The organism is Steroidobacter sp. (assembly GCF_036406195.1).
GTDB lineage: Bacteria > Pseudomonadota > Gammaproteobacteria > Steroidobacterales > Steroidobacteraceae > Steroidobacter.
Genome location: NZ_DASWVW010000016.1, coordinates 195,460 through 220,554, shown reverse-complemented (window position 1 = coordinate 220,554; position 25,095 = coordinate 195,460). Strand labels below are relative to the sequence as shown.

The window sequence follows — 25,095 nt, the reverse complement described above, 5'->3', positions numbered from 1 at the left end:
AGATGAAGACCGGTTTCCGTTTCGCCCTCCACCACCAGGCGGCGCTGGAAGAACAGTGTGTCCGGATCCTCCCGGCGCAGCGCCAGAGCCACGAAGTCCGTGAGCGCACCCCGCATCGTGACATGCGGCTCGACGCTCGAAGCACGCAGGCCGGAGCTGCCGATCTCGAACGTCAGGCCGACCGGCACATCGTCGATGTCCATGCGAAAACTTCGCCCCGACAGCTCGCCGAGACGCTCGGCGATCGGCTGGCCTCGCAACAAATGATTCACGACCGTGGTGACGACGTGTGTCGTCAATCGCGGAGGAACGACTCGCAGAACGCCTCGGGCGAGCCGCGAAGGATGCAGCATTTGGATCTCCGACGAGCGAAAGCCGCTTTGTGCCACGCCGGGCAGCGAGGTCTTTTGATCCAAGTCAAACGGATCGCGCAATGACTTATCCTAGTCTGCGCGACTTTCTCGCTTCTCTGGAACGGCGCGGCGAGCTCAAACGAGTGCCGTTCGCCGTCGATCCGCGCCTGGAGATGACGGAGCTGTGCCAGCGGAGCTTGAAAGCGAACGGCCCGGCACTATGGTTCGAGCGGCCGCAGGGTCATGAAATGCCGGTGCTCGGCAATCTGTTCGGCACGACATCGCGAGTCGCCGCCGCGCTCGGCTACGACGATGTGCGCCAGCTGCGCGAGCTGGGCGAAGTGCTCAGCTTCTTGCGAGAGCCGCAGTGGCCCGAGCGTCCGGGCATGCTGCTGGAGAAATTGCCCTCGTTCCTGCCGCTGCTCAAGGCGACACCGCGCGTGGTCGACGGCCTGGACTGTCGAGGCACTGTGTTGTCGGGCGCGGATGTGGACCTGGCGCGTCTGCCCATCTGGACCTGTTGGCCCGAGGACGCAGGTCCCCTCATCACCTGGGGGCTGGTGATCACTCGCGGCACGCGCAAGCCCCGGCAGAACGTCGCGCTCTACCGGCAGCAAGTCATTGGCCGCAACCGCGTGATCATGCGTTGGCTCACGCATCGCGGCGGCGCCCTGGATTTCCGGGACTGGCAACAGACGCATCCCAACAAACCGTTTCCTATCGTCGTCGCCATCGGCGCGGATCCCGCGCTGCTGATCGCCGCGACCGCGCCGATTCCGGACAGCGTATCCGAGTTCCAGTTCGCCGGATTGCTACGCAACAGCCGCAGCGAAGTTTTTCGCACCAGTGTCGGGCTCGACGCGCCGGCCACGGCGGAGATCGTCATGGAAGGCCACATAGCGCCCGGCGACATGGCGATGGAAGGTCCGTTCGGCGATCACACCGGCTACTACAACGATCAAGCGCAGTTTCCGGTGCTGACCATCGAGCGCATGACGTTGCGGCGAATGGCGTTCTATCACGGCGGCTACATGGGGCGCGCGCCGTTGGACGAGCCGTCGGTGCTCGCGATGTCGCTGAACGAAATGTTCGTGCCCATGCTCCAGCGCAGCTATCCGGAGATCGTGGATTTCTATCTGCCGCCGGAGGCCTGCTCGTATCGGCTGGCCGTGGTGAGTATCCGCAAGGCCTATGCCGGACACGGCCGGCAGGTCATGCAAGCCGTCTGGTCCTACTTGCGTCAGTTCCTCTATATCAAGTTCGTGATCGTGACCGACGACGACATCGACGTGCGCAACTGGCAGGAGGTGATCTGGGCCATCGCCACCCGCGTCGATCCGGCGCGCGACTCGCATATGGTTCGGCGTACGCCCATCGACTATTTGGATTTTGCCAGCCCGATCGCCGGGCTGGGCTCCAAGCTCGGCATCGATGCCACCAACAAGTGGCCGGCGGAGACGCGGCGGCGCTGGGGACGGCCGTTGGTCATGAGTCCCGAAGTGACGCGGCGGGCCGATGACTTGTGGAAATTGCTGCAGATGGACTCTCCGTCGCGCAATCACGGCTAGCGCTTGCGTTGACCCAGGTCAAGACGTCGCCGTCTCGGCCAAGCTCTAATCGTCCCATGCAGCGCCAAACTCTCGAACGCCACGGCATCGCCCCACCCTTCCGTCAGTCCTCGTTCACTCGAGAGGAGCTGCTCGCCTGCGGCGAGGGCGATCTGTTCGGGCCGAACACGCCGCGGCTGCCGGTCGGTCCGATGCGCATGGTCGATCGCATCACGCACATCTCGCAAGAGGGTGGTGCATTCGGACAGGGCGAAGTACGCGCCGAGCTGGACATCGATCCCTCGCTGTGGTTTTTCGAATGTCACTTCCGTGGCGATCCGGTCATGCCGGGATGCCTCGGGCTCGACGCGATGTGGCAGCTCATCGGCTTCTATCTCGCCTGGGACGGCCATCGCGGCCTCGGCCGGGCGCTCGGCGTGGACCAGGTGCGATTCGTCGGGCAGGTGCTGCCGACCGCCCGCCGGGTCACTTATCAAATCGACATCAAACGTGTCATCGCGCGCCAGCTGGTCATGATCACGGGCGATGGCTCGCTCAGCTGCGACGGCGAAAAGATATATACCGCGCAGGGCTTGCGCGTCGGACTGTTCAAGGACGGAGTCATGCGCGCGGGTACGTCTGATGCGGCCCGGACCGGGCTTTCTTGATGCGCCGGGTCGTCGTCACCGGCATCGGCATCGTGTCGTGCCTGGGTAATGATCTCGACACGGTGAGCCGTTCGCTCGCCGAGGGTAAATCGGGCATCCGCTTCATGCCGGAGTATGCGCAGCTCGGTCTGCGCAGCCACGTCGCCGGCATTCCGCAGATCGATCTGGATGCGCTGGTGGACCGGCGTGCGCGGCGCTTCATGGGCGACGCCGCGGCCTTCGCCGCCGTGTCGCTGACCAACGCGATCGCCGATAGCGGTTTGAGCGAAGCCGAAGTCAGCAATGTCCGAACCGGTCTCATTGCGGGCACCGGCGGCGGATCGCCTGCAAACCTGGTCGAAGCGGCAGACACGTTGCGGCAGCGTGGCGTACGAAAAATCGGCGCGACCCGCGTGCCGCGCACGATGTGCAGCACCGTGGCGGCCTGTCTTGCGACGACGTTCCGAATCAAAGGCGTTAGCTACTCGATTACATCGGCCTGCGCGACCAGCGCTCACTGCATCGGCGCCGGGGCCGAGCAGATTCGCTGGGGCCTGCAGGACATCATGTTCTGTGGTGGCGGCGAAGAAGAACACTGGTCGCTCACGGCCTTGTTCGACGCCATGGGCGCTCTTTCAGCGGCGCGCAACGACGATCCCGAGCATGCATCGCGCGCTTACGATGAGCACCGCGACGGCTTCGTGATCGCCAGCGGCGGCGGCATGGTCGTGCTCGAATCGCTGGAACATGCGCAGGCGCGAGGCGCGAAGATTTATGCCGAGCTGGTGGGCTATGGCGTCACCGCCGATGGCCACGACATGGTTCAACCTTCAGGTGAAGGCGCCGTGCGTTGCATGCAGCAAGCCCTTGCCAACGTTTCTGTCCCCGTTGAGTACGTCAACACTCATGGCACCTCGACGCCGGTCGGCGACGTGCTGGAGCTGGAGGCGGTGCGCAACGTGTTCGGCGACGACATGCCGGCCATTTCGTCCACCAAGTCGCTTTCCGGACATTCGCTCGGCGCCGCCGGCGTCCAGGAGGCGATTTATTGCCTGCTGATGATGCGGGATGGCTTCCTGGCGGGCTCCGCGAACATCGAGCGGCTCGACCCGGCGTGCGAGCCCTACCCCATCCTGCGGGAATCCAAGCCGCTGCGCGCGAACACCGTCATGTCCAACAGCTTTGGATTCGGCGGTACCAACGCCAGCCTGGTGTTCCAGCGCATCTGATCCGAGCAGCGGTTGAGCCCGCGCTGCGCCGTGCCGCCCCTTGACTCCGGGCGGCAAAAACCTATCCTGGGCTCATGATCGTCTTCTTGTACTTCCCGTCCTCCCACGAGCTGCGTGGCGAGCGTTTGATCCAGGGCACGTCGCCCCGGGTGTAGCGCATTCCCACGCGCTGTACCCGGGGCGACCGCCGGGCACAGCTACGATCGCCAGCCGATCACCGTTCGTTTCGATTCGACTCCGATTTTCGTTCGACTCCGAGTTTCGTTCATCGCCGATGCCCGTTCGCGCGTAGTCACGTCGAGCGCTGGCTTTGGTTCAATCCTGTGGAACATTCAATATGGTGGAGCTCATGCAAACGGCCGATCTGCCGCCCATCCTGATCCCGGCCGGCGACTACCGCCGGCTCAATGCGTTGATGGAAGCCGCCGAGCGCGCGCCGGCACCGGTGCTGGACTTTCTATCGCAGGAACTGAGCCGCGCCGAAATCGTGCCGGATGACGAATGTGCCGCGCACGTGGTGCGAGTCGGCTCCCTGGTCTCCTATCGCGACGGAGTGAACGGCCGCTATCGAACCGTGCGCGTGGTCTGGCCGCTGGAAGCCGATGTCACCCGCGATCGCATCTCCGTTCTTTCGCCGGTCGGCGCCGCCCTGTTGGGCATGAGCCCCGGGCAATCCATCACCTGGCCGCGCCCGGTGGGCGAGCCGCGAACGCTCACGGTCATGGCCGTATACGGCGCCGACATGCCGGATCCTGCCCCGGCGGCGTGACAACACCGCCGCGCGCGGTGGAAGATGGGGGGTCGATTCCCAATAGCGGGTCTGATAAAACCGCAAGTCCACCGCGTGCCTCCGCACCGCGCCTGCTTCCAGAGGAACTCATGAAAGACCAGACGATCGCCATCCATGGCGGCTATGAAACCGAGCCCACGTCGCACGCCGTCGCGGTGCCCATCTATCAGAACGTCGCCTTCGAATTCGATAACGCCCAGCACGGCGCCGACCTGTTCAATCTGGCGGTGCCCGGCAACATCTACACTCGCATCATGAACCCGACTTGCGACGTGCTGGAAAAGCGCATCGCGATGCTGGAAGGCGGCGTGGGCGCGCTGGCCGTCTCGGCGGGCAGCGCCGCGATCAACTACGCCATCCTGAACCTGGCGCAGGCCGGTGACAACATTGTAACCACGCCGCAACTGTATGGCGGCACCTACACCCTGTTCGCGCACATGCTGCCGAAGCTGGGCATCGAGGTGCGTTTCGCCGAAGGCGACACCGCCAAGGACCTGGAAAAGCTGATCGACAAGAAGACGCGCGCGGTCTTTTTCGAAACCATCGGCAATCCGGCAGGAAACATTGTCGACGTCGCAGCAGTGACGCAGATGGCCCACAGTCATGGTGTCGCCACCATCGTCGACAACACTGTCGCGACGCCGGTGCTGCTCAAGCCGTTCGAGCACGGCGCCGACATCGTCGTGCACTCGGCCACCAAGTACATTGGCGGTCATGGCACCACGCTGGGCGGCCTGATCGTCGACTCTGGCCAGTTTCCCTGGGGTCAGCACAAGGACCGGTATCCGATGTTCAGCGAGCCGGAACCTTCCTATCACGGCGTCGTATACGTCGATGCACTGGGGCCCGCCGCCTACATAGGCCGTGCGCGCACGGTGCCGCTGCGTAACACGGGATCGGCGCTGTCGCCGTTCAACGCGTTCCAGCTGTTGCAGGGCATGGAGACGCTACCGCTGCGTATGCAGCGTCATTGCGAGAATGCCCAACGCGTCGCCGAGCATCTGCAATCTCACAAAGCCATCCAATGGGTTCGCTACGCGGGCCTGAAGGATCATCCGCATCACGCCCTGGCCCAGAAATATATGAAGGGCCGTGCCGCGGGCATCCTCACCTTCGGCGTGAAGGGTGGATTCGCAGCCGGCGTGAAGTTCTACGACGCGCTCAAACTGTTCAAGCGCCTGGTCAACATCGGCGACGCCAAGTCGCTGGCCTGCCATCCCGCCTCCACCACGCATCGCCAGCTGAGCGAAGAGGAACAGCGCAAGGTCGGCGTCGCGCCGGAGGCGATCCGCCTGTCGGTGGGCATCGAAGATATCGAGGACATCCTGGCCGACCTGGATCAGGCACTGGCAGTCGCCGGCGCCTGAGGAGTCGACTGGTCAACAGATCGGCTGGGCAGCAACTGGGCAATATAGGGCGGCAGGACGAATGCCGCCCTATGAATCGCGGCGCTGTAGTAACGTAGGTTCAAACCGCTGCGTGCGATTCGTCCCTCCAGCACATCGAGCGCGACGCTGTCGATGCGCAGGCTGTCGCTACCCCAGCCCAGCGAAAGATGCCCGCCAACGTAGCTCGGGGACGCCAGCAAGTAGCAACCGCTGCGCTGGAAGACCGACGACAGATTCGCCACGGTCGTCGCAAACCCGGTACGCTGCAGGAATGGCATGCCCGCCTGCACCGCCAGAACGCCGCGGGGTCGCAGACAACGCTGGATGGCCCTGTAGAACTCCGCGCTGAAGAGCCGCGCGCCCGGACCGATCGGATCGGTCGAATCGACCAGCACCACATCGAAGCGCTCGTCCAGACCGTCGACGAAGCGAACGCCGTCGTCGATCTTGAGATGAAAGCGCTGGTCCGAGAATACTGGAGCATTGATGGCACCGAGGTGGCGGCGCGCCGCGTCCACGACTGCGGCGTCCAGCTCCACCTGAAACACTCGCCGCACACCCTCGTGCCTCAGTACTTCCTCGGCCAGGCCGCAATCGCCGCCGCCGATGATCAGCACATCGCGCGCCTCGCCATGAGCAAACAATGGTACGTGCGCGAGCATCTCGTGATAGATGAACTCGTCGGCCGTAGCGACCTGGGTAACACCGTCGAGCAACAGCACGCGGCCGAACTGATCGTTCTCGATCAACGTCAGCTCCTGGTGAGGCGTGCTCGCCTGGGACAGCACGCGGTTCACGCCGTACGACAATCGAATACCGCGTGCGATCTGCTCGTCAGCCCACTTGATCATTGAGCCGTCCTCGTAACAATTCCTGGATTTCCGCCCGCTTCGGCGTGAATGTTTCCAGCAGAACTTCGATACAGCGCTCCGGCCGCGCCTTGCCGCACATGAAGATATCCAGCGCCGCATAGTTCCGTTCCGGCCACGAGTGAATGGAAATGTGGCTCTCGGCCAGCACCGCCACGCCACTGACGCCCCCATTCGGTTCGAAGTGATGCAAATGTATGTGCAGCAACGTCGCGCCCGCGGCTGCCACGCAGCGGCGCAGTGTCTGCTCGATCAAAGCGATCTCATCCAAACGGCTCGCACCGTACAGATCGATGATCATGTGGGCCCCCGCACAGCGCACCCCCGCGCGTTCGGTGATCCAAGTGCTGTTGTTCACTGCTTCTGCCGAGGCAGCCCGGGCCGTAGTGGCCGCAGTTTCCTGCCGCAGCAGGTTGAGCTCCAGCACCGAGCCCGCGCGCATCCGCGCGGCTCTCTCAGCACACGATCCGGTCATTTTTCGTCTTACCCTCCCGTATCGCTCGATGAGCGACCCAAGCTGTAGTTGAATCAAGCCGAAGCAGATCGGCCGGTCATTGCCATGGCAGCCGCCGCAGGCCTGACCGACCCGACGCGCTCTCTGGCCACTCGCACTGGCGGCGAGATCGCCAGCACGTCGCAATCCGCGCGCCGGAGCAACTGGTCTGCCACGCTGCCAAACAACATACGCTTGAGCATGAACCAGCGGCTGGTACCGATGACCAGCAACTCGGGCTGCGTACCCTGCAGACATTTCTGAATCGCATCGAGCGGACGCGCCTGCTCGACCACCACGTTCACCGTCGTCAGATCGACGCCCTCAGCGGACATTTTCTGCAGCAGTTGGCTGCTCAGCGCGCTCTTCCACTGCTGTCGGTGCGGCGTCTCCTCCCCTCGACAGCCGCCCAGCAGCCCGTGATAGGACGGCTGAAACGCATGCACGATCCAGGTATAGGCTTGCTCGAGCAAACCCATCGACATCGCGGCTCTCGCCACGTGCACCGAGACGTCGGACATATCCGTCGCCAGCAACAAGCTTCGATAGCTGCGATCGGCTTTGCCGCTCACCACCAGCACCGGGCAATGCGTCGCGCGAATCACTCGCTCCGCGGTAGTGCCAAGAACCAGATCCACCGTGTGCCGGCGCGGCCGCGCCATCACGATCAAATCCGGCTGCCACTCGCCGGCCGCCTCGATGATGGCTTGGATTGGCGTGCCATGACGCACCGACACCCGGGCCCCCTGCTGGGTATGCACCTTGGTCTTGTCGGCCCGCGATAGCAATTGCATGTGCGCGCGAGCGAACATCTTGCGCCGGGCGCGCTGTGCCTGCACTCTGGCGATGGCATGGACGAACAGCACGGCGGCATTCATCTGCTTGGCGAGCAACGCGGCCCGGCGCTCCGCTTCCGCCGAGCGCGGCGTCAGATCGGTGACACAGAGGATTCGTCGACCCTCGATCTGTTGCGCATCCGGCACCGCCGCGGCCGGGTCCTGGTCGGATCGAGCCGAATCGCCTTGCATCATCTGTTCGTTCCTCCACCAGCCAGGACCGTTCTGATGGGCTGCCTCCTGTCGCCGAGGCCGGCAACAGGCCAGCCCACCCCGAGTCTTGTACCCGAGGCGGGCGGTTCGATCTATTAGAATTCTTGTGGGATTGGCTTCGAGAATCTCTAAGCGGCGGCGTGCGCTTCGCTGCGAGTCAGGCCGGTACGAGCCAGGAAGTCGCCAAACGATTCGGCATCGTTCCTGCCGTTCGCGTAGGCCTGCAACAGGCGCCGCAGCGAATCGAGAATTTGCTGCTCGTCGATATTCTCGCGATACAGCCAGTTCAAGCGCTCGCCTCGCGGACTGCCACCCACATACAGATTGTATTTGCCGGGCCCTTTGCCGACGAAGGCGATCTCGGCCAGAAAGGGCCTCGAGCAGCCGTTGGGACAACCGCTCATGCGAATCGTAATTGGCACATCCCGCAAGCCGACTTCATTCACGACGCCTGCGAGCTTCTGCAGCAGCGATGGCAAGTAGCGCTCGCTTTCCGCCATCGCCAGACCGCAAGTCGGCAACGCTACGCACGCCATCGCATGGTGCTCCAGCACCGCAGGCGCCAGCGCTCCGGCCAATCCATTCGCATGCAACAACTCGTCAACGCGACGACGATCCGCGTCGCTGACGCCAGCAATCGTCACGTTCTGGTTGGTCGTCAGCGCGAACGTACACGGCACCTGCATTGCGATCTCTCTCAATCCTGTCATGAGAGATGCCTCGGGCGTGTCCGCGATGCGTCCGTTGCGAATGAACAGCGTGCAATGCCAGCGACCGTCCTCGCCCTGCTGCCAGCCGTAGCGGTCGCCGTTGCTCGAGAATTCGAACTCACGGGCCGGTTCCAGTGGCTTGCCGAGCCGACGCGCCAACGCTTCCCTGAACCATTCGATGCCACGATCTTCGATGGTGTACTTGAAACGGGCATGCGCGCGGTCCAGCCGATCGCCATAGTCGCGCTGGATGCACATCGTGTGCTCGGCCACTTGCTCGATGTCGGCAGCACTGCAGAAACCTGCCAGCGTGCTCAGCCTGGGGAAAGTCGTGGGCACCTTGTGGGTCATACCCATGCCGCCGCCGACCAGTACGTTGTAACCGACGATGTCGCCGTTCTCGACAATGGCGACGAACCCGAGATCGTGCGCGTAGATATCAACGTCGTTGCTAGGAGGAACCGCGATTGCGATCTTGAACTTGCGGGGCAAGTAAGTCGAACCGTACAGCGGCTCCTCGTTGGGCGGAGGCGGCTGTGTCGCAGGCTGCTGCAATAGCAACTCTCGATACGCTCCGGTGCGCGGCATCAGGCGAGCGCTCAGCCTGCCGGCCGTTGCTGTGGCCTCGGCATGTGCTCGTGAGAACAGCGGATTCGAAGTACAAATGACATTGCGATTGTCATCGCCGCAGGCAGCAATGGTGTCGAGGCCGGCGGCCACGATTCCTTGAATGTGTCTCGGCAGGTTGTGCTTCAGCACGCCGTGAAACTGGAATGTCTGCCGCGTGGTCAACCTGAGCTGGCCATTAGCCGTGGCGCGCGCCTGCGCATCCAATGCCAGCCATTGTCGAGCAGTACATACGCCGCCGGGCAGGCGAACGCGAACCATGAACTGGTAGTGCGGTTCGAGGCGTGACTGGCGGCGCTCCTCCCGCAGGTCACGATCGTCCTGCTGATAGACGCCAAAGAACTTGGTCAGCAGCGAATCGTCGTGCGCAATGCTGCCGGTGACCGGATCTACCAGGCTCTGTTCGAGCGTGCCTCTCAGGAAGCGGCTGCGCTGTTTCAGCTGCTCGTTGGAATGCAATTGCTCGACCGGCGTGGACAAGTCGTTCCTGCGCGCCCCCTCCATCAGTACACGTCCCGCTGGTAGCGCCGCTCGCGCTGTAGATTCAACATGAGCTCCTCGACTCGTTCGTCGTTCATGGCGCCGTGAGTGCGAACGACTTCTCGTATTGCCGCGTCCACATCCGGCGCCATCTGCTGCGCGTCGCCGCAGACATAGATATGAGCGCCCTCTTGCAACCACGCATAGAAGGTTGCGCCGTGCTCTCGTATCCGATGCTGGACATACACTTTCTCGTTGCCCTCGCGAGAGAACGCCACGTCGAGCCGATGCAAGGCACCGCGCTTGCGCCAGTCCAGCCACTCGGTCTGATACAGGAAATCACTGCGTAGCGTCCGGTCGCCAAACAGCAACCAGTTCTTGCCGCGAGCTTCGAGCGCCTCGCGTTCGGCAATGAACGCCCGAAACGGTGCAACGCCCGTGCCGGGACCGATCATGATGATCGGTGCGTTCGGGTCCGCCGGCAGACGGAACGCGGCGTTCCGGTGCGGATACACAGCGACGCGAGCATTTGCATCCGTGGCGCCGGCGAGCAACGTGGAAACGACACCGCCGCGGGTTCGGCCTCTGGATTCGTAGGTCACAATGCGAACGGTAAGATGGACCTCATCCGGCGTCGCATGCGGACTGGAGGCAATCGAGTACAGGCGGGGGGCCAGCGGACGCAGAATCCGCACGAACTCCGCGGCTTCAATCCCTTCCAAGGGGTGATCGGAAACCAGGTCGATCAGGTGCGTGCCGCGCAGAAACGCTTCGAGCTGCGCCTTCGCATTGTCCTGCGTCAGGTCTGACAACGCCTGATGCTTGCTGAGCGCGGCATAACGCTCGAACAGAGCACGATTCACCGGGCCGATGTCCCAGTGCTCGGTGAGCGCCTCTCGCAGGGACATGCTGGCGCCGCCGACTTCCACCGGGGATTCGGCATCGAACGGTAGATGTTCGAGGAGCGCGGCCACTTCCGTCTCATGATTGCGGGGTACGACCCCGAGGGCGTCGCCTACCTCGTAGTGAATGCCCGCACCCTCCAACGACAATTCGATGTGGCGAACGTCCTTGGTCGAATCGCGTGCGGTCAGGCGAATGTTGGCAAGCACGGGCGCCTGCCAGGGATTCTTTCTCGTATAGGCCGTGGCTACTGTTGCGCTCGGGCGGATGTGAGTCGCGATCGAAGCAGCTGCAGGAACAGCCTCGCCCTGTGCAGCGACCATCTGCGCCACGACGGCATCGATCCAACGAGTCGCATTGTCCTGAAAGTCCACATCGCATTCGACACGTTCGTGCAACCGCTTGGCGCCGAGGGCCGCCAACTGTGCGTCGAAGCGCCGTCCGGTTTCACAGAACTGCTCGTAGCTGGAATCGCCGAGCGCGAGCACGGAATACTTCAGATCCGTCAGCTTCGGCGCCTTGCGACCGTGCAGCAGGTCGTAAAGCGGACGAGCGCGATCCGGTGGATCGCCTTCGCCATGAGTGCTGACGATCACGAGCAGATGCCGGGCCCGATCCAGATCCGCCTTCCGGCAATCCAGCATGTCGAGCACGACGTGAGTTACGCCGACAGCCGCGAGCGCCTCTTCGAGGCGCTTCGCCAACGTCTCGCAATTGCCACTCTGGGAGCCGTAGACAATCGTGGCTGTCGGCGCAACGCTGGGTGCCGCGGCAGCGGCGGCGCCGCTGCCCATGCCGATCGAGCCGAGCAGATAACCACTCAGCCACGCGCGCTGCCCGGCATCGAGGCGGCCGACCAGGCGTCGCACCTCCTCGGCCAGCGTTCGTTCGAACGGAAACGCTTCGGCAGCTGGACCGGCCACGGCGGGTTCACTCATGATGGACCGATCTTCAGGAAGGCTGCTTGGTGACGCGCAGATACGGCCGCTGCTCCTGCCAGCCCTGCGGGAACAGCTTGCGGGCCTCGTCATTCGACAGCGACGGAACGATGATCACGTCGTCGCCGGGCTGCCAGTTCACCGGGGTCGCCACTTTGTGCCTGTCCGTGAGCTGCAGCGAATCGATGACGCGCAGGATCTCGTCGAAATTGCGGCCGGTGCTGGCCGGATACGTGATCATGGCGCGCACTTTCTTGGCGGGATCAATGATGAAGACCGAGCGCACCGTGAAAGTGGTGTCCGCCTTGGGATGCAACATGCCGTAGAGATTGGCCACCGTGCGATCCGCGTCGCCGATGATCGGAAACAGCGGGCGTGCGCCTTGCGTCGCCTGGATGTCATCCGCCCAGCGCTCGTGATCGCCGATGGAATCCACCGACAGGCCGATCACCCGCACACCGCGCTTCTCGAACTCCGGCCGCAGCTTCTCGGTGTAGCCGAGCTCGGTGGTGCACACCGGCGTGAAGTCCTTGGGATGCGAAAACAGCACGCTCCAGTGCTTGCCCACCCATTCATGGAAGCGAATGCGCCCCACCGTGGTATGCGCCTGAAAGTCCGGCGCAGTGTCGCCAATCTGTAGAGTCATTGGATTTCTCCGTTATGGGCCCGCCACCCGAGCCGAGCTGGCCGAAGCATAACCCCTCACACTGTGATATATTCCTAACGATTGGTTTTGAGGCCATGCGCTGCGGGCATGAAGGGCCGGAGCTGGAGCGCCACCCCGTGGACTGTTACCGTTGCTGAATTCGACTACGAGGCGACGGCATGGCTGGTAAGAGCGGGACGGGCAAGGGCGCTACGGCGACGATCGGCAAGCGTCAGTACGAGACACTGGCGGCTTTTCGCTACGAGCTGCGGCGATACCTGCGGCACAGCGAGGAGATGACGCGTCGTCACGGCATTACACCGCTGCAGTACCAACTGCTCCTGCACGTGAAGGGCTTTCCTGGCCGGGAGTATGCGTCGGTCACCGAGCTGGCCGAGCGCCTGCAAGCCAAGCACCACGGCGTGGTGGGGCTGGTGACTCGATCGGAAGCCGCCGGACTCGTCGAGCGCCGCGTGAGCGAGGCAGACCGTCGCCTGGTGCACGTGTACCTGACCGCGAAAGGGGAACAAAAGCTCGCCCGGCTCGCCGATCTGCATCGTCGTGAACTGCTGCAACTGCAGGGCCGCTTCTTCGTGCCGGATGCCGAAGCGCTGAAATGATCGGCCAGCGTTGCGCAGGAAATGTTTCAGCCATCGGAGTTGTCGATGACAGCCACGAAAATTCTTCGCTTGAGAAGCAGCGCTGCGAACCCTAGTTTGTGAGGTAGAGCTCGTCAGCTCCCCGGTTTCAGGCTTGATGAGCTCCGGAGAGAACTGACATGAACGCACAACTGCAACGACATCACGACCTGTTCGATGATTCGATCCCCCGATCCTCTGCGCGGGACCCCTCCGCTGCGTTACCAGGCCCGCAGTCCCCACCCGTCGCAGAGGATCGTTTCATCCTTTCCAGGGAGGCACCTGCGGCTACCACTGGCAAAGCTCGCCAGGTCGATCCGCTCTGGATGATTACCGGCGCCGCCGCCCTGTTGTTCATTTTTCTCGCCGCCGCGGTGTCCTTCAGCTAAACGTGTACGAGCGCTGGAGAACACCGCCCGGCGAACCTGATGCGCGGTAACGGAATCCGCTCGATTGACAAGCTCCCGGTATCCGGCGACATTGGCTCGCGATGGATACCGAGCTTGCCCGTACCTTCCTGGTCGTCGTCGCAACCGGTAGTTTCGTGGACGCCGCCCAGAAGCTGCATATCACCCAATCCACGGTGAGCGCACGCATCCAACGTTTGGAAGAGCACCTCGGCGCGGAGCTGTTCACGCGCAACAAATCCGGCACGACGCTCACAGCCGCCGGCAGGCAATTTCAACGACACGCAGCGTCTCTCATCCGCATCGTCGAACAAGCCCGGCAAGAGATCGGCGTGGTCAGCGGCTTCCAGGCGACGCTGACGATTGGCGGCCGCATCGGCCTGTGGGAAGACCTGCTGCTGCGCTGGCTCTCGTCATTCATCGCGACCCAGCCCGGGGTTGCCGTGCGCGCCGTCGTCGGTTTCGAAGAGGACTTGATGCAAGGCTTGATCGAGGGCCGCATCGACGCCGCGGTGATGTACACGCCGCAAGCTCGCCCCGGCTTGAAGGTCGAGCTGCTGCTGGAAGAACAGCTCGTCATGGTGTCCACTCGCTGTAACGCCGCGAGCGAGCCCGAAAGCGATTACATCTACATCGACTGGGGCGCCGAGTTTTTCGGTCATCACAGCCTGGCGTTCCCGAATTTCTCCGGCGCCCGCGCGGCAATGAACGTAGGCTGGCTCGGCCTGCAGTACATGCTGGCCTCCGGCGGCACGGGCTATTTCCCTGCCCGCTTGATTCGCGAGTCCGAATCCCAGGGCATCCTGCATCGCGTTGCGAACACGCCCGAGTTTCACATTCCGGCCTATCTATGCTTCCCGAGCAGGATCGAATCCGAGGCGCTCGAGCTTGCGCTCGCCAGCATGCGTCAAACCGCGACAGCAGTGCAGGAACACTGACGAGATCTTTACGCGATCATGCGCTCGATGCGTTGACCCGTTGATCCTGGGCCACGTTCGATGCGGCCAGTGCGTCGCGCGGCACGACCAGCATGTCGCACGCAGCTATCTCCTTCAACAATTGACTTGCGACGCTGCCGAGCAGCGCCCGCCGCATCCGCCCCACGGCCCGCGTTCCCATTACCAGAAGTTGCGGCTGATGGATCTCGACCGCACGCAGGATCGCCGGGATCGGATGACCCTCTTCGACGTGGACCTCATAGCGGTCGGCATCGTCACTTTCTCGACGCAAGAGCTCATGGATGGACGCGGCGGCTTCCTGCTCGGCTGCACGTGCAGCCATGTCCGCGTTGGCAGATGGCACCATGCCTCTCAGCGGAGGGGCACACGCGTGCACTACCGTTGCCTGCGTGTCCGCAGTCACTACGAGGGATTCGGCGGCACGCACGGCAAGCGCGGCTTCGGGTGACACGTCCAGCGCGAACATGATTCTTCGATAGCTCGCATCTGCGTTGCCTTGGACCAGAAGCAACGGACACTTGCGCGCGCTCAGCACCTTCTCGACGAACGTTCCAGATATCCCGCCAAGCACGTCGCGCCGTTGCTGCGGCCCCAGAATCAACAGATCGGCTCGCTCTTTCTCGATGGCGTCGCACACCAGTCGTGCCGGATTGCCGGCACGAACCATGACGCTTGGCACCGGACCATGACCCCACTGCGGTGGCCGTGCCCGCGCCCGCAGCTGATCGATCGCAATCTGCAGCGATTCTTCCAGAACCCGGTCCGAGGCACCCGGCGACACGACGTGCAGCAGCGACAGCTCGGCGCCGAGCCGTTGGGCAAGCATGCCGGCGCGCTCGACGGCATTCTCGCTCTTCGGAAGCAGATCGGTCGCACACAGCAATCGCGTCACATCACCACTCCTGCAGCCAGCCCTACTATCGTGTGGCCGGGGCCGGGTTAGATCAATTAGAATTCTCCAGCGGTTTGCTTCGCTCTCGTCAAACCTTCCATTTGGCCTTCCATTTGGCCTTCCATTTGGCCTTCCATTTGGGGCGTCGATCTGGGCTTCGCCCGAGGATATTTTTCATGGCCGCGATCCCGCGCATCAACTACCAGCATCTCTTGTATTTCTGGTCGGTCGTCCGCACCGGCAGCCTGACGCGCGCGTGCGAGGAACTGGCCTTGTCCGCGCCGACCGTCAGCTCGCAACTGCGCACTTTGGAAGAGCGGTTGGGTGAAAAGCTGCTGCTGAAGTCCGGCCGCAACCTGGTGCCCACCGACGTGGGCAAGATGGTTTACAGCTACGCGAACGAGATTTTCACTCTGGGTCAGGAACTGCTGGAGGCCCTCGAACAACGGCCGTCGAGCCGGCCACTGCGCCTGCTGGTGGGCATCGACGACGTGGTGCCCAAGGAAATCGCCTATCGCATTGTCGAGCCCGGTATGCATTTGAAACAACCGGTGCGGGTGGTCTGCCGTGAAGGTACGCTGGAGCGTTTGATTGCGGATCTCGCCGTGCACGACATCGACGTGGTGCTGTCGGATGCTCCGGTCACGCCGACGCTCAATGTGCGCGTGTACAGCCATTCCCTTGGCAGCTGCAAAGTCTATTGGATGGCCACACCTGCCCTCGCCAAGACTCTGCGTCGCGGCTTTCCTCAATCGCTGGACGGCGTGCCGGTGCTGCTTCCCACCGACGACACAGCGATACGACGCGCGCTGGATCAATGGCTCGACCGACAGAACGTGCGCCCGCTGATGCTGGGCGAGTTCGAGGATTACGCCATGCTGCGCGAGTTCGCGCGGGCGGGCCACGGCTTTGCACCTGTGCCGTCCGTTCTGGAATCGCAATTCCGTCGCGAGCACGGTTTCGTGCGTATCGGCATGGCGCGCGGCGTGAAGGCGGAGTTCTTCGCCATCTCCGCCGAGCGCAAGATCAGACATCCTGCGGTTATGGCAATGACCGACAGTGCACGTCAGTTGTTCGAACAAAGCTGACAACGATCATGCGAGGTCATGCCGCCACTCCGGCTGGCGGCGGATCGTCGAGCTCTTCGTAGTGGCTCAACCACATCACCAGTTGGCCGCGCCCGCCCGTCATCTCCGCCATGCGGTGCGGATAGCCGATTAGATCTGCCAGCGGTGCATTCGCGCGCACGATGCCAAACCGGCGATTCACTTCGGCATCCATGATCGCCGCCCGGCGCCGTTGCAGGTCTTCCCTGATCGGCTCATAACATTGCGGCGGGCACAACACACGCAGTCCCATGATCGGCTGCTCGATACGCTCGCCATGACGATAGCGGACCGTGGGCGGACCTATGCGCACCATGTCTCCGTACACGTCCGAGAGCCGGCGCACCGGCCGCTCCAACGCCATCTCCGTCTCCGCCGCGATCACCAGGCCGCGCGCTTCTGGAGCAAATGCGGTGCTTGAATCCTTGGGCAAGAGCTCCACCGCCTTGCGAGCGAAATCGAGCTGCAGCCGTTCGCTGCGATGGGCACAGCAAAGCTCGATCGGAAAATCCGGAAGCACGGTTGCTGCCTATTGTCTCTCACGAGCCAGGCGCGGAAGCATCGCCAGGGGCCACTTCATGGCGAAGCAACTCATCGGAACCCGGGCGATCTGCGGTGCCTGCACTGAACACTCCTGTCAAAGCGAAGGATGCAGCCAGTCTTGTAACGCCCGACACGAGTGCGATCAATTGGAATTATTCTCGCGGCGGCTTTGACTTTATCTAACCGTTTCTCTCTTCAGCCATGAGCCACCGGTAGCAGTGCCGGCCAGACTTCCCGTTTCGATCTTCTCTAAGAGTCGGGACAAGTAATTCTAATAGACCTAAGCACGCGGCCTGGGTACAAAGGAGATGTCGCGGCTGATTGGGAGCTTATGACATGCAGATGACCCCCATGCAGATGACCCCATTGAAAAATGAATCCCTGCAGAGCGCCGCGCTTCCAACCCATGTGCCGAAGCGGCGCATTCTCTGCGCCACTGATCTTACCGCGCGCTCCGCGCGCGCGATGAAGCGCGCCGCAATGCTGGCCCAGCAGATGGACGCGCAGGCTCACTTCGTGCACACGGTGAGCGACCTGCTCGCCGGCCGCGTCTTGCGGAGTAAAGTCAACCGTGCCTATGCCCGGCTTACCGAGCAGTCCGATCGTCTCATGAGGCATGCTCCTTACGATTGCACGGCGGCAATCCAACTGGGCAAGCCGATCAACGGCTTGATTGAAGCCGCCCGCGAGCTCAACCCCGATCTCATCGTAATGGCGCAGCCGAAACGACGGCGCCTCGATGCGATGATTGGCACGACGGCGGAACGAGTGATTCGCGCTACCGGTTGTTCCGTGCTGCTCACCGCTGGCGATGCCGAGCGGCCCTACGAGCGCGTGGTTCTCGCCACCGATCTCTCTCCCACGTCGATGCACGTCACGCGCACGGCAGTGGATATGGGAGTTCTGACGAGCGCCGAAACGTGGGTCGTGCATGCCTTCGGCCTGCCGTATCACGACATCGCAACGTCCGACAGTTTCAAAGTCGATCAGCTCAACCTGGTCGATGGCCTGGCGCGCCAGGCTCGGTGGCATGAGGCCGCCAGGCGCGACGTGCTGCGCAATCTGGACGACGCAGGCGCCGATCTCGAGCGTGTTCACATCCTGACCGAACAGGCATCCGCACCGAATGCGATTCGGCGTGCGCTGGATCTAGTGCAACCCGAGCTGCTCGTCATCGGCGTCAGCCGGTGGTTTGCACTCAAGCGCATTCTGATCGGCAGCGTTGCCGACCAGGTCTTCCGCAGCGCGAATTGCGATGTGCTGGCGATCGCTCCGGCAGCGGCCGAGAAGCAATGGCGGCTCGCGGCATGAGACGAATGTGAGCATGGAAAGAAGTTCGGACCGGTGAAATGATTGAAGCGACCGCGGTTTGCGCCGCGGTCGCTCACTACTGGCATCGCTCAGCGATTACGACGCGGTGAAGACCACCTTCACCGAGTCATCCACCTCGCTCTTGTCGATGTAACCGATGGCCTTGGGATCGCCGGCCAGCGCCATTTTCACATCGGCACCGGTCGCGACTGCCTTCGGCGGCGTGGCCTTTTGCTCACGCACGCGCTCATATCGGACGGCGTAGAGCACGCAGATATGGAGGGAGAGCGGCCAGCCTGCCGCTTTCAACGATTTCTTCGTTGCCGACCGGGAAGGAAGCGAAACGCCAGCACACCTAGAGCCAGCGCCACGGGAACCCAGGACACGTCGGTCGGCGTGGAACGACGCCGTGCGAAGCTTCGGTCGGTCAGCGCGGTGTAGAGAGAGTCCGCGTCCACCAGGCGCGCGGACCGGAATCCTATCTGTTCGGCCAATGCACCCAGATGCGCCTCTTGCATGGCGGATAAATGCTCGCCGCCCGAGCCGGGGTCTTCACCGGTGGATGGACGCTGCATGACTTCGTGCGCGCGCCAGAAGCCTTGACGGCGTCCTTCTTCATCGATCTTCGGAATCGGACTGGGCAGGGAGTTGCCCACGCCGATGAGCCAGCCGCGAATCGCCGGCCCCTCGAGATCTTCGAACATCCGTGGCGCGTAGACAGGATCGAGCGGCGGCGCTTCGTGGCCGTCGGTCATGAACACGATGTCGGGCCTGTTCTGCGTTGCTTGCGCGGCTACCACCGACCAGTAGACCCCTTTGGTGATCTCGCTGGCATTCGACCAGCGCATGCGGCCATCGATCCGAGCCACCGAGGCGAGCAGATCGTTGTAGTTTTCGCAAACCTCCACCGGGGTCATCAGCAGCAATGTTTGATACCCGGTGAACGCCGCCCAGCCGACGCGAGAGCCGCACGGCAGTCTCGGCAGCACTCGACGCACGGCATCGCGCGCATACTCCAATCTGCTGATGGGAACACCGTCGACCTCGTAATCCTCGACGTTCATGCTCTGGCTGATGTCGAACACGACAATGTAACTGTACGAATCGCGCGGCAACTCGACACGCGGCATCCACAAAGCGAGCATGAGCAACCCGAGAACGAGCACGATGCCGATCGACTCGCGATCGATCTCAGCAAGGCGCGCTCTCCATGCGCTCATGGCAGATCCATCCTCGCTCCCTGCAGCGTGCTGACGGCCTGGTCTCGCTCGGGCGGTTCGTCATCGACGAACTCCTGCTCACTCTCGGGCGCAAGCCACAGCGCGCGCTCGAGGTTGTAGCGCGCATCCCAGTCGGCGGGGGTTTCGCGCAGCAGCGCTCGATAGTTCCTTTTTGCCAGCTCCACCAAAGCCAGCGACCTGAACGCCTCGCCATCGCTCAACGAATCGCGCAGATACAGATTGCCGAGGTTGTAGAGCGCCCGCCGCCTCACCTCGTCGCGTTCGCTGCTCGCCAGCGCCGTATATTCCTTCAGCGCCAGTTCCGACTTGCCCGCTTGCTCCAGCGCCAAGGCTCGCGCGAACCTGGATTCCGGCACATCGGCCTCCAACTCGGACACGCTGGCGCTCTGGATCGCTGCGTTGATGCGCTTGCCTTGTTGCAGGCGCACGCCCTGATAGATGGCAAGGCTTCCGCAGATCACAGCGGCGGCGGCGAACACGGCGTGCACGGTGCGACGTTTCAAGTGAAGCTCCTCACCATCAGGGATCGAAGCAGCAGCAGACCGAGACAGGCGACGGCGGCGAGTCCGATGAAGGCGTGAGAATAGTCCTGGCGCGGAATTCTCTCGCTGAACTCCAGTGGCATGTTCTGCTGGCGACCGACATCAGCGACCGCTTTCGCCAGATCCTCCGGGACTTCGGCCTCGTAGGCGCGATACGGCGTGTGCAAGGTCTTGAAGAACCGATGCAGGGCCATTTCGGGCGCATTCTCCCAGCGATCGTCTTCGGAGCTCAGCGTCGCACTGTTGTACGAGCGCAGATAGAGCCAATACAAAGCGATGCGATTGCGCGCCAGCCCGGCCCTGATGGCGTCGCGCGTTTCCTCGTCGAGATGCGCGCCACCGTCGGAGACCAGCAGAATGATCCGGCTCCCGGAATACGCGCGATCATCGAAAGTTTCAATTGCCGCCGTAAGCGCGCGGCCGACTTCGGTCTCCGCGAGTCCACGCCCCGTCCCGCCCGCCGCAATGCCGGCCTGCATCACCTCGCCATGTTCGGTGAACGGTACGACGCTCAGCGGACGATTGCTGAAATACATCAGCGAGAATCGATCCTCCGGGCGTTGCGCCACGAACTTCGACAGCAGGGTCCGCGCCACCGCGGATTTCTGAGGGCCACGGCCGACGTGATAGAGCAGCTTGCTTGGATCGATCGAGCGCCAGTCGTCCGGCAGCATGTGATCGTCCATGCTGCGGCTTCGATCCAGCAACACCAGGATCTCCGCGCCCTCTCCCACTCGCTGAACATACGTTTCCGGACGGCCCGGCCGCGCCAGTGTCACCACCAGGCCCGCCAATGCAACGACCGCGAGCGCAGTCCACACCATGCGCACGACGTGACCCGCCCTGTCCTTCGGCAGCCACGACAGCCAAGGGAACGTGAGCGAATCTCGTCGCCCCCGCAGCAGCGGCAGGATCGCCAGGGGCAACAGCAACAGCGCCCACGGCGCTTCGAAGTCGAGCCAGCCGGTCATGACGTACACCGCTTCTCGATCTGTTGCAGCTCGCGGCACAGCGTCCGCACCGACAGCGGATGCTCCGGCGTCACCTCGCCGAAGAAACGTTCGCTCGACTGCTCGAAGAACTGTTCGATGCGCGCGCGGAGATCGGTGAGATAAGGAGCCTGTGCGAACAACTGCGGCAGAGTCTCGGGTTGCACCACGCGCCCGGCGACTCGGTCGAATGCACGATGCAGCGCCTGCCAGGCTTCGGGCTCGTTCTCGTCCAGTTGTTTTATCTCGTGCCAGGCACGTGCGAACGGCTTGTTCGCCCGATCACGAAGGTTGCGCTGCTGTACCCAGCCGAACCAGGCCGCCACGGCCAGCAGGAAAGCAACCGTCCAGACGATGAGCTGTCGAATGATCGGTCCCGTATCGATGGTAGGCGCCGGACGATCGGGCCTGAGCTCACCGGTGACGCGGGGCGCCGTAGCAACGGGCGTGAGCGCGGCTATGCTGATCTGCCACGCGGGAACCTCCAACGTGGCCCCGGCGCTCGACTTCAAGGTCCATGCGGGCAGAGTGACCGTTTCCAGAATCTGCGGCGTGTTGATGATTTGATAATCGACCGCCAGCCAACGCTTGCCATCCGGCGCGGTTTCGATCCTCGGCGTGCGTCGATCGAACCAGACGTTGATTCGCTGCGCCCCGGGCAGGTTTTCCGGCGTGAAGCGTGCACCGCCGCGCTCCAGCAACACACGTTGAGTGATCACATCGCCCAGCACGTGACCGAACGGACGAGGCTGACGAACGGTGGCGGCCTCGGCGTTCGAAGTGTCAGTCGCGGCGTGCACGGCGCTCGCGCCGATGGCCAACCATAGCGATGCCATCAGCCATGAAAAGGTTCCGAGCAGAGCCCTGCACCCGCTTCGCATGCTCACCTCATCCGGCCGCTTCGAAGAAGTACTGCGACAGCGCGTCGCTTTCGAAGCGGCCGCACACGTGGAACGGACGAATCGCTCGTGAGTTGAACACCGCGTCCAGCTCGGCGCGACGCTGCTCCACAGCGCTTCGCCAACGTTCACGCAGCGACGGCCTCACCCAGAAGGTGCGTTCGCCACCGGACTCGGCGTCGTTCAGGATCATGATGCCATTGCTCGACGGCGCTTGGACCTCGGCGGGATCCCACACGACCATGGGAACCACGTAGGCTTTCGCCAGCAGATCGAGCACCTGCGCCAGCCCGTCGAGCGGCCAGTGAAAATCGGAGATCAGGAAGATCAAACAGGAACGCCCGGCCAGCCGTTGCATGGCCTGCTCGAGCCCGGCGATGGTGCCGGCCGCCCCCTGGCTGCTGGTCAGCGCCGCAGCCATCAACCCCGCGGCACCTCGACTGAGCACGGCGGGCACGAACAAATCGGTGCGTTCCTGCGAATCGAAGGCCAGCATGCCGACCGGATCGCCAGCACGAAATGCGCTCTGACCGAGCGCTTCGATGAAATCCGCGGCGACCTGCAACTTCGTTCGAGGAGCGCCGAAGTGCATCGACCCCGAAACATCCACGACTGCATAAACCGGCGTGCTGACTCGTTGGCGATGCACTCGCACCAGCCAATCGCCGCGCAGATCGCGGAGGCTCGCGCGCAAGTCGAGCCGGCGCGGGTCGGGCCTGTCGTGCAGGTTCGCATGCGACACGAACTCCTGGCCCGCACCCAGGCTCGATCCAGGATGCGACCCGGGCCGGTGGCCCGAGAAACGGCGCGGCAACCGGTAGTGAAACTCCTCCACCATCGTGATCAGCGCGGCGTGGGCACGTTCTGGATGAGCTGGGCAATCAGCTCGTCGGCGATCTGTGCGCGGCGCAGCTCATAAATGGGGGTGAAGAAGATGCGGTGCCCGAGCGTCCAGGGAGCCACAGCTTGGATATCCGACGGCAGCATGTGTGTTCGGCCTGCGAGCCAGGCGACCACGCGAGCAGCGCGCGTCAAGGCCATCATTCCGCGGGGGCTCGCGCCGGCTAGAATGAGCCGGTCCATTTCGACGCCTTCGATGCGCACATCGAACCGTTTGGGCGCACGCGTTGCTTCCCACAGATCGAGCACATACCGCTCCAGCGCCGGACTCGCCTGAACACTGCGCTGGATCGCGGCGCCGATCCGATTCAGCTCACGCCACTCCAGAACGGCCGGCGCCACGCGTTCGAGCAGCCGGTCCACGTCGTGGAAATCGGGATCGAACACCAGCGCCCGCCGAACGTCGGTTTCCGCCGGCGTCGGCATGCGCAGCTCGAACATGAAGCGGTCGCGCGCCGCGGATGCAAGCTCGAATGTTTCTTCTTTCTCCACACGATTGCGATCCGCGAACACCAGCATCTGCGGAAACGAGTGTTCCTGGTTGAACGCGGACACGCTGCGCTCGGCCATCGCTCGCAGCAGCAGTGATTGCACCTGCGGGCGCGCGCGATTGATCTCGTTGAAGAAGAAGGTCACGAGCTGTTCGCCGTGCCGGAGCAACGGTCCAGGCTCGATGCGCGGTTTGCCCTCGGCGTCCACATAAGTGTGGTAGATGAGATCGCCGGGCATCAGGTCGATGGTGCCCTCGACTCGCTCGAAGCCGCCGCCGATGGTTCGGGAGAAGGCGCGCAGGATGGTCGTCTTGCCGACACCCACGTCGCCTTCCAAAAGGACGTGTCCACGCGCGAACAAGGCAACGTTGATCAGGCGGATGGTGTCGGACTGCCCGATGACGGCCTTGCCGACTTCCGCCTCGACTCGCAGCGCCCGCTCCCGCCAGTCCTGCAATTGTTCATCGCCGGTCATGGGGTCCCCCTTCGTAAGTCGTGAGTCTATGTCCCGACCTGCGCACGCCGTATCCGTACTGACGCGCCGGTGCAGCATAGCTCACCGCGCTCGCTCGTGGGGCACTGCCCTGTGCGGCTCGCCTGCCGTTATTGCGTATAATCCACCGTCATGAGCAACCTACCACCCTGCCCCCAGTGCAATTCCAGCCTCACCTACGAGGATGCCGCCCTGTTCGTCTGCCCGGAATGCGGCCACGAATGGTCCCGCCAGGCCGCCGAACAGCCCGACCCGGACGATCAGCCGCGCAAGGTTCGTGACGCGGTCGGCAACGAGTTGCAGGACGGCGACTCGGTCACCGTGATCAAGGACTTGAAGGTGAAGGGCTCGTCGCTCGTGGTGAAAATGGGCACGAAGGTCAAGAACATCCGCCTGGTCGAGGGCGACCACGACATCGACTGCAAGATCGACGGCATCGGCGCCATGCAGTTGAAGTCGGAGTTCGTCAAGAAGGCCTGAGCGCACGGCCCGGGCCGGCCGCTCTCTGCCAGTTGTGGCAGAGAGCGATGCTGGCGCCGGATGTAACGCTCGCCGACGGCCGCTACTCGTGCGCTGGAGTCAGCTCATCCGCGGCTAACCGCTATCCGCTATCCGCGAACCGCCGCGACAAAGACGGCTAACTAAGCAGCATTGATCTTAATCTCTTTTCAGCGGCGGGTTTTACTGGACGCTTTTCGTCCGAGCCGTGCGCCTCCAGAAGGTGTACCAACGGGTTTTCACTTCTGGCGAGTCCGCCGCGGGGGGCGAGGCCTTCTCGCGCGCCGACGCCAGATCGATGGCGGCCTCCACATCGTGAGGTGTTTCACCGGCTTCGGCGTCGCACACCGAAGGCACGACACGGGCGTGATCGGGCGACAGGCTGGAGTGTTTCATGGGAGACTCCTCGAGTAGTGCGATGGACGACAGTCGCTCCCCGAACGTTCCCTGTTCGCGACACAACTCTCGCACTTCCACTCTGGTTTCCCAAATTAAATCGCATCATTAAATCGCATCG

Annotated in this window: 27 protein-coding genes and 1 pseudogene; 11 read left to right on the top strand and 17 right to left on the bottom strand. The window is 63.2% G+C overall.

What is annotated here, in order from left to right:
• Positions 1-29 precede the first annotated feature (29 nt).
• Positions 30-353, bottom strand: a pseudogene (gene ubiT / locus VGE08_RS06405) (ubiquinone anaerobic biosynthesis accessory factor UbiT); the annotation flags it as partial.
• Positions 354-433: 80 nt separating this feature from the next.
• Between ubiT and VGE08_RS06400 the strand changes: the two are divergent.
• The 5 genes from VGE08_RS06400 to VGE08_RS06380 all read left to right on the top strand — a co-directional run bounded on the left by VGE08_RS06400 (position 434) and on the right by VGE08_RS06380 (position 5,933).
• Positions 434-1,921, top strand: a complete 1,488-nt coding sequence (locus VGE08_RS06400) for a UbiD family decarboxylase (RefSeq protein ID WP_331067021.1) — start codon at positions 434-436, stop codon at positions 1,919-1,921.
• Positions 1,922-1,977: 56 nt separating this feature from the next.
• Positions 1,978-2,568 carry a bifunctional 3-hydroxydecanoyl-ACP dehydratase/trans-2-decenoyl-ACP isomerase gene (gene fabA, locus VGE08_RS06395; RefSeq protein WP_331067020.1) on the top strand — a complete coding sequence of 197 codons (591 nt, stop codon included), beginning with the start codon at positions 1,978-1,980 and terminating at the stop codon, positions 2,566-2,568.
• Positions 2,568-3,776, top strand: coding sequence for a beta-ketoacyl-ACP synthase I (fabB, locus tag VGE08_RS06390; RefSeq protein ID WP_331067019.1), 1,209 nt, complete (start codon positions 2,568-2,570; stop codon positions 3,774-3,776). Before fabA ends, fabB begins: the two co-directional genes overlap by 1 nt.
• A 349-nt stretch (positions 3,777-4,125) precedes the next feature.
• Entirely contained in the window at positions 4,126-4,545 is a 420-nt protein-coding gene (gene rnk, locus VGE08_RS06385; RefSeq protein ID WP_331067018.1) for a nucleoside diphosphate kinase regulator, read from the top strand.
• 110 nt (positions 4,546-4,655) lie between these two features.
• A complete protein-coding gene (locus tag VGE08_RS06380; protein WP_331067017.1) occupies positions 4,656-5,933 on the top strand; it encodes an O-acetylhomoserine aminocarboxypropyltransferase/cysteine synthase family protein in 1,278 nt (425 codons plus the stop codon).
• Here the strand turns inward: VGE08_RS06380 and speE are convergent.
• The 6 genes from speE to VGE08_RS06350 form a co-directional block, all read right to left on the bottom strand.
• Entirely contained in the window at positions 5,906-6,805 is a 900-nt protein-coding gene (gene speE / locus VGE08_RS06375; protein WP_331067016.1) for a polyamine aminopropyltransferase, read from the bottom strand. The genes VGE08_RS06380 and speE overlap by 28 nt on opposite strands.
• A complete protein-coding gene (gene speD / locus VGE08_RS06370) occupies positions 6,789-7,265 on the bottom strand; it encodes an adenosylmethionine decarboxylase (protein WP_331067015.1) in 477 nt (158 codons plus the stop codon). The genes speE and speD overlap by 17 nt, the downstream gene beginning before the upstream one ends.
• Positions 7,266-7,351: 86 nt before the next feature.
• A complete protein-coding gene (locus VGE08_RS06365; RefSeq protein WP_331067014.1) occupies positions 7,352-8,347 on the bottom strand; it encodes a universal stress protein in 996 nt (331 codons plus the stop codon).
• 146 nt (positions 8,348-8,493) lie between these two features.
• Positions 8,494-10,206 (bottom strand): NADPH-dependent assimilatory sulfite reductase hemoprotein subunit, encoded by a 1,713-nt coding sequence (locus VGE08_RS06360; protein ID WP_331067013.1) that lies wholly within the window; start codon positions 10,204-10,206, stop codon positions 8,494-8,496.
• Entirely contained in the window at positions 10,206-12,023 is a 1,818-nt protein-coding gene (locus VGE08_RS06355) for an assimilatory sulfite reductase (NADPH) flavoprotein subunit (RefSeq protein ID WP_331067012.1), read from the bottom strand. The genes VGE08_RS06360 and VGE08_RS06355 overlap by 1 nt, the downstream gene beginning before the upstream one ends.
• 13 nt (positions 12,024-12,036) lie before the next feature.
• A complete protein-coding gene (locus tag VGE08_RS06350; protein ID WP_331067011.1) occupies positions 12,037-12,669 on the bottom strand; it encodes a peroxiredoxin in 633 nt (210 codons plus the stop codon).
• 179 nt (positions 12,670-12,848) lie between these two features.
• Between VGE08_RS06350 and VGE08_RS06345 the strand changes: the two genes are divergently transcribed.
• The 3 genes from VGE08_RS06345 to VGE08_RS06335 all read left to right on the top strand — a co-directional run bounded on the left by VGE08_RS06345 (position 12,849) and on the right by VGE08_RS06335 (position 14,652).
• Positions 12,849-13,289, top strand: a complete 441-nt coding sequence (locus VGE08_RS06345) for a MarR family winged helix-turn-helix transcriptional regulator (RefSeq protein ID WP_331067010.1) — start codon at positions 12,849-12,851, stop codon at positions 13,287-13,289.
• A 158-nt stretch (positions 13,290-13,447) separates the two neighbouring features.
• Positions 13,448-13,696: a hypothetical protein gene (locus VGE08_RS06340; RefSeq protein WP_331067009.1), complete on the top strand. Its 249-nt coding sequence runs from the start codon at positions 13,448-13,450 to the stop codon at positions 13,694-13,696.
• 101 nt (positions 13,697-13,797) lie between these two features.
• Positions 13,798-14,652, top strand: a complete 855-nt coding sequence (locus VGE08_RS06335) for a LysR family transcriptional regulator (protein ID WP_331067008.1) — start codon at positions 13,798-13,800, stop codon at positions 14,650-14,652.
• A 16-nt stretch (positions 14,653-14,668) separates the two neighbouring features.
• On the opposite strand, the gene VGE08_RS06330 is transcribed toward VGE08_RS06335, so the two are convergent.
• Positions 14,669-15,565 (bottom strand): universal stress protein, encoded by an 897-nt coding sequence (locus VGE08_RS06330; protein WP_331067007.1) that lies wholly within the window; start codon positions 15,563-15,565, stop codon positions 14,669-14,671.
• 176 nt (positions 15,566-15,741) lie between these two features.
• Between VGE08_RS06330 and nhaR the strand changes: the two genes are divergently transcribed.
• Positions 15,742-16,653, top strand: a complete 912-nt coding sequence (gene nhaR, locus VGE08_RS06325; protein WP_331067006.1) for a transcriptional activator NhaR — start codon at positions 15,742-15,744, stop codon at positions 16,651-16,653.
• A gap of 16 nt (positions 16,654-16,669) precedes the next feature.
• On the opposite strand, the gene VGE08_RS06320 is transcribed toward nhaR, so the two are convergent.
• Positions 16,670-17,191, bottom strand: coding sequence for a hypothetical protein (locus VGE08_RS06320; protein WP_331067005.1), 522 nt, complete (start codon positions 17,189-17,191; stop codon positions 16,670-16,672).
• A gap of 359 nt (positions 17,192-17,550) precedes the next feature.
• Here VGE08_RS06320 and VGE08_RS06315 point away from each other — a divergent pair, with 359 nt between their 5' ends.
• Positions 17,551-18,525: a universal stress protein gene (locus VGE08_RS06315; RefSeq protein ID WP_331067004.1), complete on the top strand. Its 975-nt coding sequence runs from the start codon at positions 17,551-17,553 to the stop codon at positions 18,523-18,525.
• A 96-nt stretch (positions 18,526-18,621) separates the two neighbouring features.
• On the opposite strand, the gene VGE08_RS06310 is transcribed toward VGE08_RS06315, so the two are convergent.
• Genes VGE08_RS06310 through VGE08_RS06280 form a run of 7 tightly spaced genes read right to left on the bottom strand, consistent with a single transcriptional unit; the run spans position 18,622 to position 24,062 of the window.
• Positions 18,622-18,795 (bottom strand): hypothetical protein, encoded by a 174-nt coding sequence (locus tag VGE08_RS06310; RefSeq protein WP_331067003.1) that lies wholly within the window; start codon positions 18,793-18,795, stop codon positions 18,622-18,624.
• Between the two features lie 35 nt (positions 18,796-18,830).
• Positions 18,831-19,745: a vWA domain-containing protein gene (locus VGE08_RS06305; RefSeq protein ID WP_331067002.1), complete on the bottom strand. Its 915-nt coding sequence runs from the start codon at positions 19,743-19,745 to the stop codon at positions 18,831-18,833.
• Positions 19,742-20,269, bottom strand: coding sequence for a hypothetical protein (locus tag VGE08_RS06300; protein ID WP_331067001.1), 528 nt, complete (start codon positions 20,267-20,269; stop codon positions 19,742-19,744). The genes VGE08_RS06305 and VGE08_RS06300 overlap by 4 nt, the downstream gene beginning before the upstream one ends.
• Positions 20,266-21,279, bottom strand: a complete 1,014-nt coding sequence (locus VGE08_RS06295; protein ID WP_331067000.1) for a vWA domain-containing protein — start codon at positions 21,277-21,279, stop codon at positions 20,266-20,268. The genes VGE08_RS06300 and VGE08_RS06295 overlap by 4 nt, the downstream gene beginning before the upstream one ends.
• Positions 21,276-22,133, bottom strand: a complete 858-nt coding sequence (locus tag VGE08_RS06290) for a hypothetical protein (protein WP_331066999.1) — start codon at positions 22,131-22,133, stop codon at positions 21,276-21,278. Before VGE08_RS06290 ends, VGE08_RS06295 begins: the two co-directional genes overlap by 4 nt.
• Positions 22,134-22,185: 52 nt before the next feature.
• The gene (locus VGE08_RS06285) at positions 22,186-23,040 is read right to left on the bottom strand and encodes a DUF58 domain-containing protein (protein ID WP_414717464.1); all 855 of its coding nucleotides are present in this window, start codon (positions 23,038-23,040) and stop codon (positions 22,186-22,188) included.
• The gene (locus tag VGE08_RS06280) at positions 23,040-24,062 is read right to left on the bottom strand and encodes a MoxR family ATPase (protein ID WP_331066997.1); all 1,023 of its coding nucleotides are present in this window, start codon (positions 24,060-24,062) and stop codon (positions 23,040-23,042) included. Before VGE08_RS06280 ends, VGE08_RS06285 begins: the two co-directional genes overlap by 1 nt.
• Before the next feature lie 150 nt (positions 24,063-24,212).
• Between VGE08_RS06280 and VGE08_RS06275 the strand changes: the two genes are divergently transcribed.
• Complete coding sequence (locus VGE08_RS06275) at positions 24,213-24,560, top strand: zinc ribbon domain-containing protein YjdM (RefSeq protein WP_331066996.1); 348 nt, start codon at positions 24,213-24,215, stop codon at positions 24,558-24,560.
• Positions 24,561-24,761: 201 nt separating this feature from the next.
• Here VGE08_RS06275 and VGE08_RS06270 read toward each other — a convergent pair whose 3' ends face one another.
• Positions 24,762-24,974 carry a hypothetical protein gene (locus VGE08_RS06270; RefSeq protein ID WP_331066995.1) on the bottom strand — a complete coding sequence of 71 codons (213 nt, stop codon included), beginning with the start codon at positions 24,972-24,974 and terminating at the stop codon, positions 24,762-24,764.
• Positions 24,975-25,095 lie beyond the last annotated feature (121 nt).

What these genes read in the sequence shown, in the direction of transcription:
- rnk (WP_331067018.1), top strand. Translation starts at nt 4,126, where the DNA reads ATGCAAACGGCCGATCTGCCGCCCATCCTGATCCCGGCCGGCGACTAC.
- VGE08_RS06355 (WP_331067012.1), bottom strand. Translation starts at nt 12,023, where the DNA reads ATGAGTGAACCCGCCGTGGCCGGTCCAGCTGCCGAAGCGTTTCCGTTC.
- VGE08_RS06275 (WP_331066996.1), top strand. Translation starts at nt 24,213, where the DNA reads ATGAGCAACCTACCACCCTGCCCCCAGTGCAATTCCAGCCTCACCTAC.
- VGE08_RS06305 (WP_331067002.1), bottom strand. Translation starts at nt 19,745, where the DNA reads ATGAGCGCATGGAGAGCGCGCCTTGCTGAGATCGATCGCGAGTCGATC.
- speD (WP_331067015.1), bottom strand. Translation starts at nt 7,265, where the DNA reads ATGCGCGCGGGCTCGGTGCTGGAGCTCAACCTGCTGCGGCAGGAAACT.
- VGE08_RS06335 (WP_331067008.1), top strand. Translation starts at nt 13,798, where the DNA reads ATGGATACCGAGCTTGCCCGTACCTTCCTGGTCGTCGTCGCAACCGGT.
- speE (WP_331067016.1), bottom strand. Translation starts at nt 6,805, where the DNA reads ATGATCAAGTGGGCTGACGAGCAGATCGCACGCGGTATTCGATTGTCG.
- nhaR (WP_331067006.1), top strand. Translation starts at nt 15,742, where the DNA reads ATGGCCGCGATCCCGCGCATCAACTACCAGCATCTCTTGTATTTCTGG.
- VGE08_RS06380 (WP_331067017.1), top strand. Translation starts at nt 4,656, where the DNA reads ATGAAAGACCAGACGATCGCCATCCATGGCGGCTATGAAACCGAGCCC.
- VGE08_RS06270 (WP_331066995.1), bottom strand. Translation starts at nt 24,974, where the DNA reads ATGAAACACTCCAGCCTGTCGCCCGATCACGCCCGTGTCGTGCCTTCG.
- fabA (WP_331067020.1), top strand. Translation starts at nt 1,978, where the DNA reads ATGCAGCGCCAAACTCTCGAACGCCACGGCATCGCCCCACCCTTCCGT.
- VGE08_RS06400 (WP_331067021.1), top strand. Translation starts at nt 434, where the DNA reads ATGACTTATCCTAGTCTGCGCGACTTTCTCGCTTCTCTGGAACGGCGC.
- VGE08_RS06315 (WP_331067004.1), top strand. Translation starts at nt 17,551, where the DNA reads ATGCAGATGACCCCCATGCAGATGACCCCATTGAAAAATGAATCCCTG.
- VGE08_RS06340 (WP_331067009.1), top strand. Translation starts at nt 13,448, where the DNA reads ATGAACGCACAACTGCAACGACATCACGACCTGTTCGATGATTCGATC.
- VGE08_RS06365 (WP_331067014.1), bottom strand. Translation starts at nt 8,347, where the DNA reads ATGATGCAAGGCGATTCGGCTCGATCCGACCAGGACCCGGCCGCGGCG.
- VGE08_RS06350 (WP_331067011.1), bottom strand. Translation starts at nt 12,669, where the DNA reads ATGACTCTACAGATTGGCGACACTGCGCCGGACTTTCAGGCGCATACC.
- VGE08_RS06295 (WP_331067000.1), bottom strand. Translation starts at nt 21,279, where the DNA reads ATGACCGGCTGGCTCGACTTCGAAGCGCCGTGGGCGCTGTTGCTGTTG.
- VGE08_RS06280 (WP_331066997.1), bottom strand. Translation starts at nt 24,062, where the DNA reads ATGACCGGCGATGAACAATTGCAGGACTGGCGGGAGCGGGCGCTGCGA.
- VGE08_RS06345 (WP_331067010.1), top strand. Translation starts at nt 12,849, where the DNA reads ATGGCTGGTAAGAGCGGGACGGGCAAGGGCGCTACGGCGACGATCGGC.
- fabB (WP_331067019.1), top strand. Translation starts at nt 2,568, where the DNA reads ATGCGCCGGGTCGTCGTCACCGGCATCGGCATCGTGTCGTGCCTGGGT.
- VGE08_RS06360 (WP_331067013.1), bottom strand. Translation starts at nt 10,206, where the DNA reads ATGGAGGGGGCGCGCAGGAACGACTTGTCCACGCCGGTCGAGCAATTG.
- VGE08_RS06290 (WP_331066999.1), bottom strand. Translation starts at nt 22,133, where the DNA reads ATGGCATCGCTATGGTTGGCCATCGGCGCGAGCGCCGTGCACGCCGCG.